Raw genomic sequence first — 18,040 nt, forward strand, 5'->3', positions numbered from 1 at the left:
CGTCTTACTCTGGCAACAGGGTATCCCACCACAGCCGGCCCTGCCGCCGCTGCATCAGATCGACGTGAATATGCTTGACTTCAGTATACTCGTCCAGGCCGTAGCGTCCCATTTCGCGGCCAAAACCACTCTGACGATAGCCACCAAACGGTGCCCGTGGGTTCAGGACGTGGTGTTCGTTGATCCAGACGGTACCGGCACGGATACGTCGCGCTACCGACAGCGCATGCTGGAGATCGCGTGACCAGACCGAAGCGGCGAGGCCGTAGATGCTATCATTCGCGATCCGAATCGCCTCACCGATCTCGTCGTAGGCAATGACTGACAGCACCGGGCCAAAGATCTCCTCACGGGCAATCCGCATCTTAGGGTGCACACCGGTAAAGATGGTTGGCTCGACATAATAGCCATTGGCAAAGGTCTCGCCCATTGGTCTGCCACCACCGATAACGACCGTGGCACCCTCTTCACGACCAACTGCGATGTAGTACTCCACCTTCTCGCGCTGCCGTTCGCTAATCAACGGGCCGATGTCGGTTTCCAGATCCATGGGATCACCGATGCGCATCCCACGCACCCGTTCGACCAGCCGCTCGACCAGCGTATCGTGGAGGGTGTGCGGTACCAGCAAACGCGAACCGGCCTCACACAATTGCCCGGAGTGGTAGAACGCTCCCCACAACACTCCATCGACGACCAGATCGAGATCGGCATCAGGCAGGATCAGCATCGCATTCTTCCCGCCCAGTTCCAGGGTGACCCGTTTGATGTGCGGTGCGGCCAGCGCCATAATCTTGCGCCCGACTTCGGTGCTGCCGGTGAAGGCGACCTTATCAACCGCCGGATGAGTAACCAGATATTCCCCAACATCGCCGCCAGGCCCCAACACCAGATTGATAACCCCTTTCGGCAGCAGATTGAGATCATGAATGGTCTGGAAGATCGCCAGTGTGCTCAGTGGTGCGAGTGAGGATGGCTTAAAGACGACCGTATTGCCGGTTGCCAGGGCCGGGCCGAGCTTCCAGGCTGCCATACAAAATGCGTAATTCCAGGGAATAATCTGGGCACACACCCCGATTGGTTCACGCCAGACAAAATTCCACGACACGCTCGGCAGATCGTTCCACGGGAGTGGCTCGTAAGGATGCTTGCGCGCCATTTCGGCACAACCGCGCAGAATTTCCAGGCCAAGAGTAATGTCGTTGTAGGTTGTCTTGCGGATCGGTACCCCGGCATCGCGCGACTCAATCTCGGCCAGCTCAAAGTTGCGTGCTTCGAGGGCATCGGCAATTGCGTGGAGAATTTCCGCACGTTGAGCCGGTGATGTATGCGGCCAAGGGCCGTGATCGAACGCGGCGCGGGCGGCGCGGACTGCCCGGTCGACATCGCTGTGGGTAGCGCTGGCACAGGTGGCAATGGGCTGGCTGTTGGCCGGATCATAGACGGTGAAGGTTTGGCCATTCTCTGCCGGTTGCCATGCACCATCAATGTACAGATCATAGTGAGGTAACCCGGTCGGGGAGTGTTCGTGCGTCATTGCCAGACTCCTTAGTGTGTAGTGGGGAGTGGTCGAATTGCTGCTTTGCGTCAATAGTGTAACACGCCGCGTTATAAAACTCAAGAGGTACGTGAGCGTGCTTTGTGCAGCAAAGCAGCGCGGGTGGCTTCATCAATAAAGGCAGCGGACAGGGCATGAGCCTGCAATGTCCGTAGTTCTTCGGCAGTGAGACCAAGCCGGTCGCGGGCAATGCGATATTCGTGCGGCAGATCGATAGCGCTAATGCCGGGATCATCGGTATTGAGCGTGATCAGCAGGCCACGGCGCAGTAATTGTGGTAGCGGGTGGCTTTCGTAGCTACTGACCGTCTGGGTTTGCACGTTACTGGTTGGGCATACCTCCAGGGCAATCTTACGTTCGGCGATGAGTTGTAAAACAGTCGGGTCTTCAACAGCTCGCACGCCGTGACCGATACGTTCAGCACCCAGTTCTTCAATCGCTTGCCGGACACTCCACGCGCCGGTGGCTTCACCGGCATGTACTGTAATGCGCAGACCGGCAGCGCGTGCACGGGTAAAGTGCTTCACAAACCGGGTACCGGGAAAATTGACTTCATCGCCGGCGAGATCGATCCCGACCACGCCTTCACTCATTAGCGCGATGGCTGCTTCCAATTCGCGCCAGCAGCTCTCTTCACCCATGTGACGTGACATAATGCCAATGATCTGTACCTGAACCGGGTAGCGGGCCATGCCGGCACGCACGCCCCGGCAAACCGCCGCCAGCACGCGGGTCGGATCGAGACCGTAGCGTTCGCCCATGAATGCCGGTGAGCAGCGTAACTCGATGTAGTCGATTCCTTCATTGGCTGCGTCTTCGACATTCTCTTCGGCAATGTGCGCCACTACATCTTCATCAACGCAGATCAGCTTCAGAAGATCAAAACGCGCGATAAAATCCATCACTGAAGCGGCCACGCCCTGGATCTGGGCATACGGACGTAATCTTTCGACGGTGTCGGCAGGCAGGCGAATGCCATACGTGCGGGCAACGTCGAGGATGGTGGTGAGCCGCACATTGCCATCGAGATGGCGATGCAAATCAATGAGTGGTACATCACGCGCTATAGGGGCTGTGTCAGCTTGTGCTCGCGGGGTCATAACTCTCGTGCGGTGGCAATAATATCGCTTAACACACCGGCTGCGGTTACTTCTACGCCAGCACCAGGGCCACGGACGACCAGAGGGCGATCAGCGTAGCGATTCGTCGTGAAACTGATCATATTATCTGGGCCACGCAGACTGGCCAGCGGGTGATCGACGGGCAATTCGCGCAGACCAACCTCGACGCCGTTGTCAGGACTGATGCGGGTGATGTAGCGGAGCACCTTGCCGTTAGCTCTGGCCACCTGTAAGCGGTTCATCACCTCGTGCTCTGCTTCCTCAAGCCGTTGGAGAAATTCGGTGACGCTGATCTCTTTCAGGGTCGCCGGGAAGAGTGGCTCGGCGGTTACAGCATCAGGCGGCAGATGCATGCCACAGGTACGGGCCAGAATGAGCGCTTTACGGGCGACATCCGCACCGCTCAGATCGTCGCGAGGATCGGGTTCAGTGTAACCGAGCTGGTGGGCTGTGCGTACTGCATCGGCGAAGCCAACCCCACGTTCAAGCTCACTCATGAGAAAGCCGAGAGTCCCACTCAGGGCGGCTTCAATAGCGCGTATTTCGTCGCCGCTATCAATCAGACTTTGCAGCACACCAATCACCGGTAAGCCCGCGCCGACGGTTGCTTCGTAGCGGGTCGCGCCACGTTCAGTCAGAGCGGCAAACAGTTCATAACTCTCACACAACGGTCGTTTATTAGCCAGCACCACCCGGTGTCCGGCAGAGATGGCAGCAGCAAGCGGTGCCGCGTGACTCCCAGCCGCCGTGACGTCAACAACGATAGCCATTGTTGCCGGCAAGAGTTCAAGCCAGTGCTGGTCGGTAATGGCGTGGGCAAGACTATCAATATGATGACCCGCCGCTTTGGCGGTAAGCACAGTCTGAATCTGATCATCGGTGAGAGCCGGATCGCCAGCCAGCGCACCACGGCTATCAACCAGAGCTGTATAGCGCAAGTCGATGCCATAGCGTCGGCGAATGGCAGGTGCTACAGCCAGCATCTGACGGACAAGTGCCCGGCCAACACCACCAAGACCAAGTTGAATAATCGGTGTCATAGCTTCCCCTGGTATCCGTCCAATGTGTGGTCATTGTACCACAGGGTATGCTGCTGTCCGGCAGCCTGATCAGTTGCACGGATTTGACGGTCTGCCGCGCCCGGCGTACAATGAAGAACCGGAAAAGATGACTTGTCACCTATTTGAGGTCCCTATGCAATGCGAAGTACAAACCGGTGATCTGTTGGGAGTTACAGCGGATCTGGCTGTGTTGCTCTACGCTGAAGATGAGACCCTGCCATCAGCGGTTGCAGCGCTATGTGAGACTGAAGATACCACCGGACGCTGGCAGAGTCAGACACTTATCTATCCGCGAGGGGCATTGCCCGCCCGTCGGTTGTTGTTGATCGGGATGGGTAAGCGTTCGACCATTACGGCTGACACAGTACGTCAGGCGGCGGCGCTGGCTGTTCGCTATGCCCAGGATGCGAAGGTGGCAACATTCCATCTCGGCTACAACGGCAACCTACCATTGACACCGGCAGTGTTCGGGCAGGCATTTGCCGAAGGAAGTATTCTGGGTGCCTATCGTTACACCCGCTACAAGAGTGATGCCAAAGATCAACCGACGCAGAGAGCCGTCTTGCAGGCCGCTACCGACGCTGATGAAGCGGCAGCCGGGGTGCGGCGTGGTCAGATAATTGCTCAGGCCACGGCGTTTGCCCGCGATCTAGCCAATGGCCCCGGTAATGAAGTCACCCCGGCGTTCCTTGGTCAAACCGCTCTTGCCTTGGGTGAGCAGTATGGCTTGCAGACAATGGTGCTCGATAAGGCGCAGTTGATCGAACAGGGCTTTGGCGGCATCCTCGCCGTTGGTCAGGGTTCGGCCAATGAACCGCGCTTTATTGTGATGGAGTATGGCTCGCCTGAGCAAGGGCCACCGATCTGCCTGGTCGGCAAAGGAATTACCTTCGACACCGGTGGGATCAGTATCAAACCGGCAGAGAAGATGGACGACATGAAGATGGATATGAGCGGTGCAGCTGCGGTGTTCGGGGCAATGCAGGCTATCGCTGAATTGCAACTGCCGCTCTATGTCGTCGGTATTGTTTGTGCTGCCGAGAATATGCCGAGTGCGACGGCGTATCGTCCCGGCGACATTATCCGTACCCTCAGCGGGAAGACGGTTGAAGTGCTGAATACGGACGCTGAAGGGCGGATTGTGCTGGCCGATGGTCTCTTCTACGCACAGCGCTATCAACCCGCTGCGATTGTCGATCTGGCGACACTCACCGGTGCGATTATGATCGCCCTCGGCCCTCACGCGATTGGGATGATGGGGAACAATCAAGAGCTGGCCAATCGACTGATTGCTGCCGGTGAAGCCACCGCCGAGCGCGTCTGGCAATTGCCGCTTTGGGACGAGTATCGCGATGCGATGAAGAGCGAGATCGCCGACCTCAAGAATACCGGTGGCCGCTACGGTGGTGCGATTACCGCAGCCGGTTTTCTGGCCGCGTTTGTTGGTGATTATCCGTGGGCGCATCTCGATATTGCTGGTACCGCCTGGGTAGAAAAGCCGAACCGAACCTATCAGTCGCGTGGGGCGACCGGGGTTGGTGTCCGGTTGTTGGTTGAGCTATTGCAAGGGTACGTAGACCAGCAGTCGCCGCGCTAAAGACGAAGGTAAAGGTCGCACATCTGTTCGTTGGAGCGAACGCCAGGGGTGACGTATGCGTCGCCCCTGGTTCATTTATACGAAGATAGCGTATGAAGTCGCGTTTATCACGAACGACGACGTGACGACTTACGACCGCGTTGCACCATAATCTGCCAGGCCTCATCGGGGTCAACCCTGGAGCGTAGTCGTTGATCACTGATCCGATTGGCCTGCCGTTCATTGAGTTCGGCAATCTCGCGTAACAGCTCTTCATCTTCAGGTGAAATATTGACCTGCTCACGCCAGTAACGCCACGCAACGATACCAATGCTTCCCAGAATCAATGTGACTAGTATTGCAATAACGAGACCACCAATCTGTTCCATAGGCGCCTCTCAGCGTGCTTGATAGATTGTCTGCCGGATCAGCGCAAAAAGCTGATGCCGGGTAAAGGGTTTATTCAACACCGGATACGGTGGTTCACGTCCATTGGTCATCACTCGTTGCAAATAGCCTGACATCAAGATAACCCGTAACTGCGGGAATGCAGCTTGCAACTCATGAGCCAGCGTGATTCCATCAGTATGTGGTAATACCACATCTGTTATCAAAAGGTGTAATTCATCACCGTGCTGTTGAGCAAGAGCCATTGCTTCTTGCGCATGCGTTGCTTCCAGCACCGTGTAGCCCTGTTCGCGCAGCAAGCGGGCAGTCATCTGGCGTACACCAGGTTCATCCTCAACCAACAGGATTGTCTCGTTCCCACAATGCTCGACGGCTGGAACCGGCGTGGACGTGGTATCTGGTTCAGACGGCATTGTTTGTTCAGGGATTGCCGGTAGGGCAACGGTGAAACAACTACCGGCCCCAGGCTGACTATCGACGGTAAAAAAGCCACCGTGTTGGAGCACGATTCCGCTGCAAATCGCCAATCCTAACCCGCTGCCCTTGCCCATTGGTTTGGTTGTGAAGTAGGGTTCAAAAATATGACTACGGATTGTTTCATCAATCCCGATACCGGTATCACACACTGAAAGTAACACATATTTGCCGGCTTTTGCCTGACTAAATGCCGGAATGTCACCGGCTTCGACATACTGCATCGAGGTGCGGATGGTTAATTCGCCACCATTAGGCATTGCATCTCGTGCATTAACCACCAGATTCATCAATACCTGTTCAAATTGATGTGGATCGATATTGATGGGATCGATTGACTCACATAGTTCTAATCGTAGATGAATGTGTTCGCCAATGATTCGCTTCAGCATGTTCATAATATCGTTAATCTGGCGGTTGACATTAATCAGCTTTGGCTGTCCGGGCTGGCGGCGAGCAAACGTCAACAACTGACGCACCAGCTCGCTGGCACGGGCCGTACTCTGCCGGATCGATTCGAGTTCGGGATAGATCGGATGATCTGGTGCAATTTCCAGCATCGCCAGCTCGACATTACCGGTAATCACCGTGAGAATATTATTGAAGTCGTGCGCAATCCCACCGGCTAACTGACCGATTGCTTCCATTTTTTGTGCCTGCAACAGTTGAGTCTGAAGCCGGGCCTGTTCACGTTCGGCCTGTTTTCGTTCGGCAATCTCGCGTTGCGCGGCAGCATAAAGGTTCGCATTGTCGAGCACGAGCGCAGCCAGTTGGGTGAGCAACATGGCATGCTGAATTTCATCGGGGGTAAAGGGCGTCCCCTGTTGATCGCGCGCCATGCCGAGTATGCCCAGACAGTCATTTTTAACGATGATCGGAATGGTCATTGCCGGCCCAAAATGGAACGGTTCATAGTCAATGGCGTGTTCGGGCCAATCCGTATAATTCAGAACAATAGCCGGTTGTCGCGTATGAAATGCGCGCCAGGAGAGTGGCGCCGTTGCTTCGGTTTTCTTGCGTGATATGTGTTCTGGTAACGGTGGTGTACAGGCACGAATAACCAGTGTCTGATCATCCTCTATCAGGAGTAATTCTGTGTAACTGACATCGAGCAACTGATAAGCACTATTGGTAATAGCCTGCAACAGATCATCCATCTCCCGGCGATTAAACCAATCGAGGGTGAGGCGGTGTAGAGCTGCCAGTTGGTCGCGTTGTCGACGTAAACTCTCTTCCGCCCGTCGAATATCAGTAATATCGACATCCATACACACAATGTCGCTGACGTTACCCTGGAAAAACAGAGGAAACATCGCCGAGTAGATCCAGCGAACTTCACCATTTCTGGCTTGAATCTGCCAGGTGCGTGGCGGTGGTGCCTGGCCACTTCGCCAGATCTGTTGAATGAGATGCTCGAATTCGGCGACCTCATCCCCTGTCAAGATCAGATCTTGCAAGCGGCGGCCACATACTTCGGCAGCCGTGTAGCCGTAAAATTGCTCGCACACCCGGTTCCATTCCAGAATGATCCCGTGCTGATCGAAACGCTGAATAGCCACCAGCGGCGTCTGTTCGATCATGTCGGTAAAGCGATGTAACGCCTCTTGCAGTTGTTGTTCAACCTTCTTGCGCTCGGTAATTTCATGAAAGACCAGCAGGCGACCGAGCAATTTACCGGTTTGATCATTAATCGGGTTTATCGTAATATCAAAAAATCGATCAGGATTGTATGGGCAATTGAGTTCGATCCGCAGCGCCTCGGTCGTCTGTGTGGCCTTCAACAATGCCGGCCAGTTCAGCACCTCTACCAGTGGCTTATTTGTGTACTGTTTGACTCTGAAAAGGCGTTCGGCTGCCGGATTGGTGTCGACGATACGTCCCTCCTGATCGAGGACGATCATCGCATCCGACATTGCCGTAATGAGTCGATTGCGCGCAACCGGGGCCAGGTTCAGGAATTGATACCTGTACAGACCGATCAGAATGAACGGAGCTGACAATACGAAAGAGATTGGTGTTACATCAACGCCGAGATGGGTAATCTGACTGAGATATGTCCAGTTTGAGAGAAATGGGAAGATAAAACCCACGCCAAGCCAGAGCATCTGGCGACGGAAAAGGGGCGAAGCCTGCCAGAATGCACCGGCAATCAGCGCCAGACCGGTAGTGAGACAGAGGTATGAATAGCCGATGTGAAACCAGTACCACTGACCAGGGATCACTTCGAGGTTAGGCGGTGTTGTATCGCTGAGCAGAAATTCGCGAAAAAAGAGGAGGTGCCACTGGTTCGTCAGAACAATAGTAATGGTTATCAGTGGTACGACGAAGATTAGCCAGCGTGCACGCGAACGACTCCACGGCTGAAAATCGAGGTAAGCAAAACCGAAGAGCAACCAGAGAGGTGGTAGCAGGGTTGTCCCTAACTGTTGAACAGTGCGCCAGAAGATTTTGCTCTCCAGCGTTGATGCCATCAGTTCCAGCGCATCAGCACCGGCCCACACGACAATTGCCACCAGCATGGCGAGAAACTCTCTCCCCCCCGGTCTGTCGCGGCGTGACCAGAGATAGATGGTGACGCCGACGGTAATCAGACAAACAAACCAGAGCAGGAAAATGTATACGGAGATGTCGATGGTAGCTGGCAACATAGTTTATGACCTCCGGGGCGCCGGTAATTGGAGCTGGATTGATCACGCACCTTCACTGTGCAATGATATTGTAGCCCGAAAGTGAGGATAGTGAAGTCATCATTAGTTTGTAATTCATAAAGTGTCTTGACGTTTCCAAACCATCACAGAGTAGAACCTGTTGCAAAAAAACAGCTCCTGGAAGTTAGCTCATTCATTACCAACTCAAGTTGCCACTTGTGCTGCGAGCAGGTCATGGTGGCTGACTGCCAGGATGAACAGCGCGACGTTGCGCGTAACGCCGTGCGACGTGACTGAATGAACGATTTGGGTAGCATCCAATTCCCATAGACACGCCACTTCGCGACTCAAGGCGGTAACTCTGGTTATACCCCCCCATCCTCTGTGTCCTCCGTGCCTCTGTGGTGACATAAGGTAGCAACTCAGGGTTACTAACAGACGCTATAAACGTGATGAGCACCCACAGCATCCTCGTGACCTGCCGATTCAACGTAGCCATCGCTGGATCGTGAGCACGGTTGCTGCGGACGCATGGCTGTCGCACTCCAAACGGTGCGACACGGGTATGACAGGTGGGCAAGACAATCAATCCGGTGTATGTCGGCACGACCGGCGCTGTGATCTGCCAACGGGTCAGGATCAGGATATGCTGTCGTTGGCGATTGGCAAGCATTCATTCACCTGTGCAACAGTCTGGAAGCACGACCGCACGGCTTTTATGAAATAAGTTCTTACTCAACATATCGAACGTCATTGTAGTCAATACTGTGACGACGATCATGTTCCACTTTTGAAACATGCATCTGATTGACAGTACCTCAGATCAAGGCGATAATAATTCCAGTTCCCGTCTGGTTTGAGGTAAAAGTGAATGACCCGCCTGGAAGCGTTCGGAGGCAGCTATGGCTCCAATTTGGAGCTTGCGAGAGTTTTTGGCACGTAAGCGCGAGGCACTATCCGCATTCCGTTCGCGTCTACGTGATCAGCCCCCTTCACCGGTGACGTTGCGTGCCGCAGTGACTGTCGCTGCCGGCACCGGCCTGCGCCCGGTGCGGGTGCGCGATCATACGGTGATCAGTGACTCGGGGCCGGCCCTCGGTGGGTACGATCTGGGGCCAAATGCGCCAGAGTTGCTGTTAGCGGCAATGGCCAGTTGTATCGCTCATTCGGCGCTGGCGATTGCCGCCGACCGTGAGCTTGCGATTGACGATCTTCAGGTAGAAGTCAGTGGTCAGATAGACTATCGTGGTGCGCTGGCCGTCAGTGCCGATGCTCCGGTAGCTCCGACCGGCTTGCAGTATACCATCAAGTATCGTGGCGAAGTCACTGATGCCGAGATGACAGCACTGCAAGCCGATCTGGAACGTCTCTGTCCGGTGTTACTGGCGGTCTTGCAACCCCAGCCGCTATCTGGTCAGGTTCAGCGGCTTGAGGCATAGGGTATCAAGGTAATGCTTCCCTGACTCTGATGATAGTTGGTTTGTCTGGCGAGCAAAAGGAGAGGTTGTATGTGTCCACCACGCTTTATCGAGTCGATCCAATCCCCTGAAATCAGTCGGCGCAATCTGCTCAAATTTGGTTTGGGAGCAGCGGTTGCTGCCGTTGCCGCACCGTTAACAGCGGAAGCGGCAACGGCTACGCGAGTCAGTTTCAAGAATGTGGCTGATTTAACTCATTTGCTGGGCACGCAATTTCCGCTTTTCCCCGGTGCGGCACCATTTCAGATTACTCCGGTTGTCTTCCATGACCGTGATGGCTATTATGGCAGTATTTTGAATTACTGGGAGCATTCTGGTACACACATGGATGCGCCGGTTCATTTTGCTCCCAATGGCCTGTTTGTTGATCAGATTCCGGTGAGTTCGCTGGTGGTACCGGCAGTGGTGATTAACATTAGTGAACGGGCGACCCGCGATCCTGATACGGTCGTTACCCCAGACGATATTCGGGCGTGGGAGCGGCGCTATGGCCGGATACCCGATAATGCTGCGGTGCTGATGGCAAGCGGGTGGGGGGCACGCGCCCATTCGGTTGAACTCTTCCGTAATACCGACTCGAGTGGCGTGATGCACTTCCCCGGCTTCGGGAAGGATGCAATTGATTTTCTGCTCACCGAGCGGCGTATCAGCGGGATTGGGGTTGATACCTTGAGTCTCGATCACGGCCCCTCGACGACCTTTGCTGTGCATTATACGTTGCTCCCAACGAATCGCTGGGGGTTGGAGAATCTGGCGAATCTGGAGTCGATTCCACCAAGCGGCGCAACCCTGGTGGTTGGGGCACCGAAAATCGCTGCCGGTTCCGGTGGGCCGAGTCGGGTGTTTGCACTGTGGTAATCGGGCGAAGACACATGCATAGCCGGGGTAGCACAGGCTTCCGTCTGTGTTACCCCATTCTTCCCTACACAATCCCCTGATCGTGGAAGTGACGAATCTGATCGGCCGAATAGCCAAACTCTGCCAATACCGCATCGGTATCTGCACCGAGCGCGGGCGGGGCAGAGCGAATGGTTGCAGGAGTGGCACTGAAGACCGGTGCCGGACCAACCATACGGATGCCGTCAATACTGCGAACCATGCCTCTGGCCTGCGCCTGGCGGCTGTTCAGGGCTGTTGGAATGTCGTTGACCGGGCCACACGGCACCTGCGCCGCTTGCAACCGCTCGATCCAGTACGCCACCGACTCGCCGGCCATGACCCCGGCAATTGCCGCAATGAGCTGTTCGCGGTTCGTTACTCTGGCCGGGTTGGTCGCGAAACGCTCGTCAGTGGCCCATTCGGGGTGGTTAAGCGCCTGACAGAAACGGTTGAATTGCTGATCATTCCCAACCGCCACCATAACATACCCATCAGCAGCCGCAAACGGTTGATAGGGAACAATCGTGGAGTGTGCATTGCCGTAGCGACGCGGTGGCTTGCCGGAAACCAGGTAGGCCGATGCCACGTTTGCCAGCCAACTGAGTTGCACGTCAAAGAGGGCTAGATCGATATACTGCCCTTCTCCGCTGTGGGTGCGGTAGTGTAATGCCGCCAGAATACTGGTTGCTGCATACAGGCCGGTAGTAATATCCGCGACGGCAACGCCAGTCTTCATGGGTGGGCCATCCGCTTCACCGGTGATACTCATCAACCCGCCTTCGGCCTGAATCACTGTATCGTAACCAGGACGGTCAGCATCAGGACCGTACTGACCGTAGCCAGTAATGCTACAGTAAATGAGTCGCGGATTGAGCGGACGTAGATCGTTGTATCCCAATCCCATCCGGGCCATTGTTCCAGGCAAAAAATTCTCAATCAGCACGTCGGCACGTCTGGCGAGTTCACGGGCAATTGCCTGGCCGGTAGGATGCTTAAGGTTGAGCGTGATGCTTTGTTTGTTACGATTGACGGCGATGAAATACGCGCTCAAGCCATTATCGGCGAAGGGCGGTCCCCACTGGCGGGTTTCATCACCGGTACCCGGTTGCTCAATCTTGATCACCCGTGCGCCCATATCGGCGAGAACCATTGTGGCATATGGGCCGGCCAAAACTCGACTGAAATCAAGAATCAGGAGATCGGCAAGTGCAGTTGGCATAGGCGAGACCTTTAGCACAGTTAGCGGTACGGCGAGTATGTCATTGCGTTGTGATTGCAATGTCGGCAGGTATGATACCATCCTTTGTATCAGCAATGTTCTCTACAAAGTTGAGGAGTGACGTATGAGTGAACGAATCGGCTTCATTGGGCTGGGGATCATGGGGCGTGGCATGGCGGCCAACATTCTGCGGGCCGGTTTCCCGCTGACGGTGTGGAACCGCACGCCGGGGCGGGCCGATGAACTGGTTGCTGCCGGCGCGCAGGTGGCAACATCACCAGCCGATCTGGCGGCCCGCAGTGATATTGTGATCAGTTGTGTGAGTGATACACCTGATGTAGAGGCCGTCCTGTTCGGCCCGCAAGGGGTGATCGAAGGCGCACGGGCCGGAATGTTGGTCATTGATATGAGTACCATCAGTCCGCAAGGCGCACAGCAGTTTGCCGCTCGCCTGCACGAGCACGGGATTGGCTTTCTCGATGCGCCGGTGAGTGGTGGCAGTGAAGGAGCCGCACGCGGAACGCTCAGCATTATGGTTGGTGGGCCGACCCCGCTGGTGGAACGAGCGATGCCGGTCTTTCAGGCGATGGGCAAAACGATCACACACGTTGGCGATCACGGTGCCGGCCAAACGGTCAAGCTAGTGAATCAAATTCTGGTGGTTGGGACGATGCTGGCCATCAGCGAAGCACTGGTCTTCGCCCAGGCTAGCGGCGTCGATTTAGAGAAGACGCTGGCGGCGGTGAGTGGTGGTGCTGCCGGAAGCTGGATGCTCTCGAACCGTGGCCCACAGGTCATTCGACGCGACTGGCGGCCTGGCTTTACCATCGATCTCCAGCAAAAAGATTTACGGTTGGTGTTGGCCGCTGCCGATGCAGTCGGTGCGCCAATGCTGGCCACTTCAACCGTATTTCATCTCTACCGCACCCTGCAAAAGGCCGGTTTAGGCCATGAGGGGAATCATGCCTTGATCAAAGCAATAGAGCGTTTGGCCGGGATCGAGGTAGGGCAGCGGAGTGAGTGAGAAGTCGGATACCGTTTGCAATACCACTGGTTGTTGCCACCGGTGCGGGTTAGTGATGGGCGGATCAGCAGTCCGCCCATCACCCTGCTCGTCTATTTAATCTTGATCCGCTCACCATTCCACTGTTCCCATAGCCAGACCAGCAAATACAGCCCACAGATACCGAGCATCACCACATTTGCGAACACCGCAGCATTGATGATCAGGTCGGTCTGACCGATAATCCGTACCAGGTTCCCGATTGGTGCCAGCACACCGAGCAGCCCTACCAGTGCAGCCAGCCATTCAAAACGGCGAGAGTTACTGGTGCGCTCGATTGCTATTCCCAGACCGAGCAGAACCAGGCCAAACAGTGCAGGAATGGTTGAGGTGATAGCAGCAGTGGCAAAAACACCGCCGATGCCAAGAACAATAAGCAGAATCGCAGCAGCAATGGTGCTATTAACAGACATATCATTACTCCGTCTATAGGTTAAGCCATCACTGATTTATACGGAGTAATTGTCATATTGGATGCGAAAGCAATGTATATATGGTTGTTCTTAAACATATGCATATTCGTTTATGAAGAGAACGTTGATAAAACAGTATTCTATACATTGCACTTATCGGAAGAATGGTATCACACACTCCCAATGACACATACTACGGTAATTGTCGGATCATTGCCACTTCATCACAGCGATCCTGCTTGAAGCACGTGGCGCAATCTTGCCAGATTTTATGCGGGAGGCGCAATTTTGGAATCTCGCGAAATCCCAATGAGCTAAAGAACCCTACCTGCAATGTCAGCGTGAAGAGCGTTGGAATGCCAAGTTCTAATGCTTCGGTAAAGAGCGGCTCGATCAGACGGCGACCAATGCCACGGCCCTGAAACGACGGATGGACGGCAACGCTTACCACTTCGGCCAGGTCGGCCCAGGTGATATGCAGCGCTGCGCAACCGATTACCTCACCATCGGCTTCGGCAACGTTGAAGTTCCGTACCCGATTGTAGAGTTGATCGAGGGTTTTGGGCAGCATATCGCCACGGGCGGCGTAGTAGTTGATAATCTCGTAGAGTCGTGGCACATCACCGACCCGTGCCCGGCGAATTGTGACCGCAGCGTCAGGCCGAATGTGAAGTACCGGCAGGCTTACCGGTGGTGCGTAAAGTGGACTGGTCATAGGTGTGCTGTTTTCCTCTTCAATAATCTGATGCCGAACTACTATTCATGGTTCAGCAAGCTGTCACGCCAGCGAGCACACTGTTCGCGAACTCGCTGTGGTGCAGTCCCGCCGTAACTGGCTTTTTGCGCGACACTGCGTTGCATGTCGAACACGTCGTAAATGCTCGCATCGAGCGATGGCTCAACGGCCTGGTAATCCGCAAGGGGAAGCTGGCGCAGGCTTACCCCACGGGTCAGTGCTCGCTGTACCAGTTGGCCGACCTTGCTGTGGGCAACGCGGAACGGTACACCACGCCGCACCAGCTCGTCGGCCAGGTCGGTGGCCAGCATGGCATCGTCGAGCGCTGCTGCCATGCGCTCAGGCCGTACTGTCATGGTCGCAATGGCCGCTGCGGCTACCTGCAAGCCCAGATCAAGCGTATCGAAACTGTCAAAGAGCGGTTCTTTGTCTTCTTGCATATCTTTGTTGTAGGTCAGCGGCAACCCTTTCAGAACGGTGAGCAAGGCAACAAGGTTGCCTAGCAGGCGACCACTTTTGCCGCGTAGCAATTCCATACTATCGGGATTCTTCTTTTGCGGCATCAGACTTGAGCCGGTACTGTAGGCATCAGCCAGTTCGAGAAAGCCAAATTCAGCACTGGCGTAGAGGATCACGTCCTCAGCCAATCGGCTCAGGTGGACGCCGATCAAGGCACAGGCAAAGAGCACTTCGGCAACAAAATCGCGATCACTGACTGCATCGAGCGAATTGGCGGACAGCTCATCAAATTCATCGAGCAACTCGGTCAGGCGCTCTCGTTCAACGCCGAGTGAATTACCGGCCAGCGCCCCGGCACCAAGTGGTAGTACACGCATCCGGCGGATGGCATCGTTCAGGCGACTCCGGTCACGGGCAAACATCTCAACATACGCCAGACACCAATGTCCAAAGGTGATCGGCTGCGCACGCTGAAGATGGGTATAACCCGGCATTACCGTAGCAGTGTGTTGTTCGGCCTGGGCCAGCAGAGCAAGTTGCAGATCGCGCAGACGCCGATCAAGCTGGCGCGCAATCCCGATAGTGTAGAGGCGCATATCGGTTGCCACCTGATCGTTGCGTGAGCGTCCGGTGTGTAGTTTGAGCGCCGCGTCACCGATTAACTCGCGCAGACGCCGTTCAACAGCGGTGTGAATATCTTCGTCACCCGCTGCGGCAACGAAGCTCCCGTTCGCGAACTCGGCCCGTACCAGTTCCAGTCCGCGCACGAGATCGGCGTGTTCGGTTTCATTAATCAGACCGGCCTGCAACAGGGCACCGGCCCAGGCGATACTGCCGGCAATATCGACCTCGGCCAAACGGACATCAAAATGGAAGGAGTCGTTGAAGCGACGCATCTCCGCCGCTGTCGGTTCACTGAAACGTCCACCCCAAAGCCGGTGTTCCATCTCGCTACTCCTCTATCGCAATGACAACGGTGCACTGGCCGCCGTCTGATGATGTTCGATATTCAGACCACAACGTATCAGCAATTGCCAGTAGTTGCCGACAAGCGTACCGGCCAGCCGGCCAATCTCTTCCAGTTCGCGAGCTGCAATCAGCGCCATCGCCAGACTCGGCCAGTCACGGGGCTGGAGGGCGAAAGCGAAACTCTCGCCCAGACCCGCTGCCAGCCGGCGGGTCGGCCAGCACCGATTGATCAGGCAGAGCGCCGTATGCATTTCGGTCAGGATGGTCGGTACCAGCAGCATTCCCACCTGCTCCTCACGACGGACGGCTGCCGCTCGTAGTTCGCTGTAGCGCGGGAAGACCAGTTGCGGCAGGTAAGGCAGAATACTGCGGTAGAAGGCGGGTTCTGGTACCGTCCTGGCCTGCGCTAACCAATCCTGTACGCGATCAGCATTGCCGACCAGCGGTTGTAACAGGGCCAGCCAGCTCAACCACTGTGGCCAGCGTAAATCAGGTTCCCGCAACAGACCCTCCAGGGCAGTCAGCGCAATCGTGTGGATCGTCACCGGTATCCCTTGCAGCATAAAGCTGTGCTGCGTGTACTGAACGGTGCTGTCGGCTACGACCAGCAGCTCCAGCGGATCGAAATCGGTGAGCGGTGTTTCCGGGGCAAGCATGCCACCCACCACAAGCGGAGCGTCCGCTAGCCGGGCAAGGCGCTCGCACAACTCACGGGCAATCGATTGGCGGGTGGTGTACTCCATACCGTCGCTCCGCTCTCACGTGCGGTATTCGGCATTAATCCGCACGTAGTCATAGCTGAAATCGCACGTCCACACGGTCGCCTGCCCATCACCGAGGCCGAGGTCGGCGTCAATGGTAATTTCAGGGACATCGAGTAATTGATGGGCTGCCTTCTCATCAAAAGGTAATGGCAGGCCATTTTCCAACACGCGCATCCCCCCAAACGACAGCACTACCCGGTCGGGGTCTACGGTCGCCCCCGAATAGCCAATTGCGCACAAGACACGCCCCCAGTTGGGATCGGCACCGAACAGCGCCGTCTTGACCAGCGGCGAGCGGGCGATAGTCATAGCTGCCACCTTTGCTTCGGCATCGTTCACCGCACCTCGCACCGTGATAGTCACAAAACGAGTGGCTCCTTCGCCATCACGCACAATCGCATGGGCAAGGTGCTGACACACTGCGACCAGACCGGCGTAAAAGGCTGAACCGGAAGGGGAGTCGAGGTCAGTTATGGGTGGCGCCGGGCTGGCACCGTTTGCCATAACCAGCAGCGTATCGTTGGTGCTGGTATCGCCATCAATGCTGATGCTGTTGAAGCTAACCTCTAGCACCCGGCGGAGCGCCTGGTCGAGTACCGCCCGTGGTACGGTCGCATCGGTTGTGACCACGGCCAGCATTGTCGCCATATTAGGATGGATCATCCCAGCCCCCTTAGCCATCCCACCAATTGTGATCACCTGACCATCAGGGAGTGTAACCGCCACTGCGCAATACTTGGGGCGGGTATCGGTGGTCATGATCGCCCGCGCAGCCGCCGGGCCGTGATCCTGGCTCAAGTGGGAAGCAGCGACGGCAATCCCGCGCACAATCTTCTCAACCGGCATAGGCACGCCAATCGTTCCGGTAGACATAACAAAAACGCTTTGAGGTGGCAAATCCAGCGCTTGTTCAACCGCCTGGGCCATCGCAGCGGCGGCGGCATCGCCATCACTTCCGGTACAGGCATTGGCATTACCGGCATTAATCACAACGGCACGCAGATCGTGGTCCTGTGCCATCAGCGCCATATCGTAGCGCACCGGTGCGGCCTTAACCGCATTTGTGGTGAAGACGGCTGCTGCCGTCGCCGGATAATCGCTCACCAGCAGCGCCAGATCATCGCGATTGGTGTACTTGATCCCACACGCTGCTACCCCGGCACGCCAGCCGCGTGGGCTGGTCACATGACCATCGGCGAGAAACGTTACCATAC

At 55.9% G+C, this 18,040-nt stretch carries 15 protein-coding genes; 4 read left to right on the forward strand and 11 right to left on the reverse strand.

Annotation, left to right across the window (positions count from 1 at the left end):
• Positions 1-4: 4 nt before the first annotated feature.
• From VAE57_RS10220 to VAE57_RS10230, 3 genes are all read right to left on the reverse strand, one after another.
• On the reverse strand, positions 5-1,537 hold the full coding sequence (locus VAE57_RS10220; protein WP_322821782.1) for an aldehyde dehydrogenase family protein: 1,533 nt from the start codon (positions 1,535-1,537) through the stop codon (positions 5-7).
• An 80-nt stretch (positions 1,538-1,617) separates the two neighbouring features.
• On the reverse strand, positions 1,618-2,658 hold the full coding sequence (add, locus tag VAE57_RS10225) for an adenosine deaminase (protein WP_322821783.1): 1,041 nt from the start codon (positions 2,656-2,658) through the stop codon (positions 1,618-1,620).
• A complete protein-coding gene (locus tag VAE57_RS10230; RefSeq protein ID WP_322821784.1) occupies positions 2,655-3,719 on the reverse strand; it encodes a homoserine dehydrogenase in 1,065 nt (354 codons plus the stop codon). The genes add and VAE57_RS10230 overlap by 4 nt, the downstream gene beginning before the upstream one ends.
• A 154-nt stretch (positions 3,720-3,873) precedes the next feature.
• On the opposite strand from VAE57_RS10230, the gene VAE57_RS10235 reads away from it, so the two are divergent.
• Positions 3,874-5,337, forward strand: a complete 1,464-nt coding sequence (locus VAE57_RS10235; RefSeq protein ID WP_322821785.1) for a leucyl aminopeptidase — start codon at positions 3,874-3,876, stop codon at positions 5,335-5,337.
• 107 nt (positions 5,338-5,444) lie between these two features.
• Here the strand turns inward: VAE57_RS10235 and VAE57_RS10240 are convergent, their stop codons facing one another.
• Positions 5,445-5,705, reverse strand: a complete 261-nt coding sequence (locus VAE57_RS10240) for a hypothetical protein (RefSeq protein ID WP_322821786.1) — start codon at positions 5,703-5,705, stop codon at positions 5,445-5,447.
• Between the two features lie 9 nt (positions 5,706-5,714).
• Entirely contained in the window at positions 5,715-8,846 is a 3,132-nt protein-coding gene (locus VAE57_RS10245) for a histidine kinase N-terminal 7TM domain-containing protein (RefSeq protein ID WP_322821787.1), read from the reverse strand.
• 902 nt (positions 8,847-9,748) lie between these two features.
• Between VAE57_RS10245 and VAE57_RS10250 the strand changes: the two genes are divergently transcribed.
• Both VAE57_RS10250 and VAE57_RS10255 read left to right on the forward strand, forming a co-directional pair.
• The gene (locus VAE57_RS10250) at positions 9,749-10,285 is read left to right on the forward strand and encodes an OsmC family protein (protein ID WP_322821788.1); all 537 of its coding nucleotides are present in this window, start codon (positions 9,749-9,751) and stop codon (positions 10,283-10,285) included.
• A gap of 69 nt (positions 10,286-10,354) precedes the next feature.
• Positions 10,355-11,182, forward strand: a complete 828-nt coding sequence (locus tag VAE57_RS10255; protein WP_322821789.1) for a cyclase family protein — start codon at positions 10,355-10,357, stop codon at positions 11,180-11,182.
• 64 nt (positions 11,183-11,246) lie between these two features.
• On the opposite strand, the gene VAE57_RS10260 is transcribed toward VAE57_RS10255, so the two are convergent.
• Entirely contained in the window at positions 11,247-12,422 is a 1,176-nt protein-coding gene (locus tag VAE57_RS10260) for a CaiB/BaiF CoA-transferase family protein (protein ID WP_322821790.1), read from the reverse strand.
• A 124-nt stretch (positions 12,423-12,546) separates the two neighbouring features.
• Here VAE57_RS10260 and VAE57_RS10265 point away from each other — a divergent pair, with 124 nt between their 5' ends.
• A complete protein-coding gene (locus VAE57_RS10265; RefSeq protein WP_322821791.1) occupies positions 12,547-13,446 on the forward strand; it encodes an NAD(P)-dependent oxidoreductase in 900 nt (299 codons plus the stop codon).
• Between the two features lie 92 nt (positions 13,447-13,538).
• On the opposite strand, the gene VAE57_RS10270 is transcribed toward VAE57_RS10265, so the two are convergent.
• The 5 genes from VAE57_RS10270 to argJ all read right to left on the reverse strand — a co-directional run bounded on the left by VAE57_RS10270 (position 13,539) and on the right by argJ (position 18,038).
• The gene (locus VAE57_RS10270) at positions 13,539-13,898 is read right to left on the reverse strand and encodes a hypothetical protein (RefSeq protein WP_322821792.1); all 360 of its coding nucleotides are present in this window, start codon (positions 13,896-13,898) and stop codon (positions 13,539-13,541) included.
• A gap of 193 nt (positions 13,899-14,091) precedes the next feature.
• Positions 14,092-14,613 carry an N-acetyltransferase gene (locus VAE57_RS10275; RefSeq protein WP_012259186.1) on the reverse strand — a complete coding sequence of 174 codons (522 nt, stop codon included), beginning with the start codon at positions 14,611-14,613 and terminating at the stop codon, positions 14,092-14,094.
• 41 nt (positions 14,614-14,654) lie between these two features.
• The gene (gene argH / locus VAE57_RS10280; protein ID WP_322821793.1) at positions 14,655-16,040 is read right to left on the reverse strand and encodes an argininosuccinate lyase; all 1,386 of its coding nucleotides are present in this window, start codon (positions 16,038-16,040) and stop codon (positions 14,655-14,657) included.
• A 12-nt stretch (positions 16,041-16,052) separates the two neighbouring features.
• On the reverse strand, positions 16,053-16,805 hold the full coding sequence (locus VAE57_RS10285) for a hypothetical protein (RefSeq protein WP_322821794.1): 753 nt from the start codon (positions 16,803-16,805) through the stop codon (positions 16,053-16,055).
• 15 nt (positions 16,806-16,820) lie between these two features.
• Positions 16,821-18,038 carry a bifunctional glutamate N-acetyltransferase/amino-acid acetyltransferase ArgJ gene (gene argJ / locus VAE57_RS10290; RefSeq protein ID WP_322821795.1) on the reverse strand — a complete coding sequence of 406 codons (1,218 nt, stop codon included), beginning with the start codon at positions 18,036-18,038 and terminating at the stop codon, positions 16,821-16,823.
• Between the last annotated feature and the right edge of the window lie 2 nt (positions 18,039-18,040).

This window comes from Chloroflexus sp., assembly GCF_034434295.1.
Taxonomy (GTDB): Bacteria; Chloroflexota; Chloroflexia; order Chloroflexales; family Chloroflexaceae; genus Chloroflexus.

Excerpts from the sequence above, each read along its gene's own strand:
- VAE57_RS10270 (WP_322821792.1), bottom strand. The coding sequence starts at position 13,898 with ATGTCTGTTAATAGCACCATTGCTGCTGCGATTCTGCTTATTGTTCTT.
- argH (WP_322821793.1), bottom strand. The coding sequence starts at position 16,040 with ATGGAACACCGGCTTTGGGGTGGACGTTTCAGTGAACCGACAGCGGCG.
- VAE57_RS10220 (WP_322821782.1), bottom strand. The coding sequence starts at position 1,537 with ATGACGCACGAACACTCCCCGACCGGGTTACCTCACTATGATCTGTAC.
- VAE57_RS10275 (WP_012259186.1), bottom strand. The coding sequence starts at position 14,613 with ATGACCAGTCCACTTTACGCACCACCGGTAAGCCTGCCGGTACTTCAC.
- argJ (WP_322821795.1), bottom strand. The coding sequence starts at position 18,038 with ATGGTAACGTTTCTCGCCGATGGTCATGTGACCAGCCCACGCGGCTGG.
- VAE57_RS10230 (WP_322821784.1), bottom strand. The coding sequence starts at position 3,719 with ATGACACCGATTATTCAACTTGGTCTTGGTGGTGTTGGCCGGGCACTT.
- VAE57_RS10285 (WP_322821794.1), bottom strand. The coding sequence starts at position 16,805 with ATGGAGTACACCACCCGCCAATCGATTGCCCGTGAGTTGTGCGAGCGC.
- VAE57_RS10235 (WP_322821785.1), top strand. The coding sequence starts at position 3,874 with ATGCAATGCGAAGTACAAACCGGTGATCTGTTGGGAGTTACAGCGGAT.
- VAE57_RS10260 (WP_322821790.1), bottom strand. The coding sequence starts at position 12,422 with ATGCCAACTGCACTTGCCGATCTCCTGATTCTTGATTTCAGTCGAGTT.
- VAE57_RS10240 (WP_322821786.1), bottom strand. The coding sequence starts at position 5,705 with ATGGAACAGATTGGTGGTCTCGTTATTGCAATACTAGTCACATTGATT.
- VAE57_RS10265 (WP_322821791.1), top strand. The coding sequence starts at position 12,547 with ATGAGTGAACGAATCGGCTTCATTGGGCTGGGGATCATGGGGCGTGGC.
- add (WP_322821783.1), bottom strand. The coding sequence starts at position 2,658 with ATGACCCCGCGAGCACAAGCTGACACAGCCCCTATAGCGCGTGATGTA.
- VAE57_RS10255 (WP_322821789.1), top strand. The coding sequence starts at position 10,355 with ATGTGTCCACCACGCTTTATCGAGTCGATCCAATCCCCTGAAATCAGT.
- VAE57_RS10250 (WP_322821788.1), top strand. The coding sequence starts at position 9,749 with ATGGCTCCAATTTGGAGCTTGCGAGAGTTTTTGGCACGTAAGCGCGAG.
- VAE57_RS10245 (WP_322821787.1), bottom strand. The coding sequence starts at position 8,846 with ATGTTGCCAGCTACCATCGACATCTCCGTATACATTTTCCTGCTCTGG.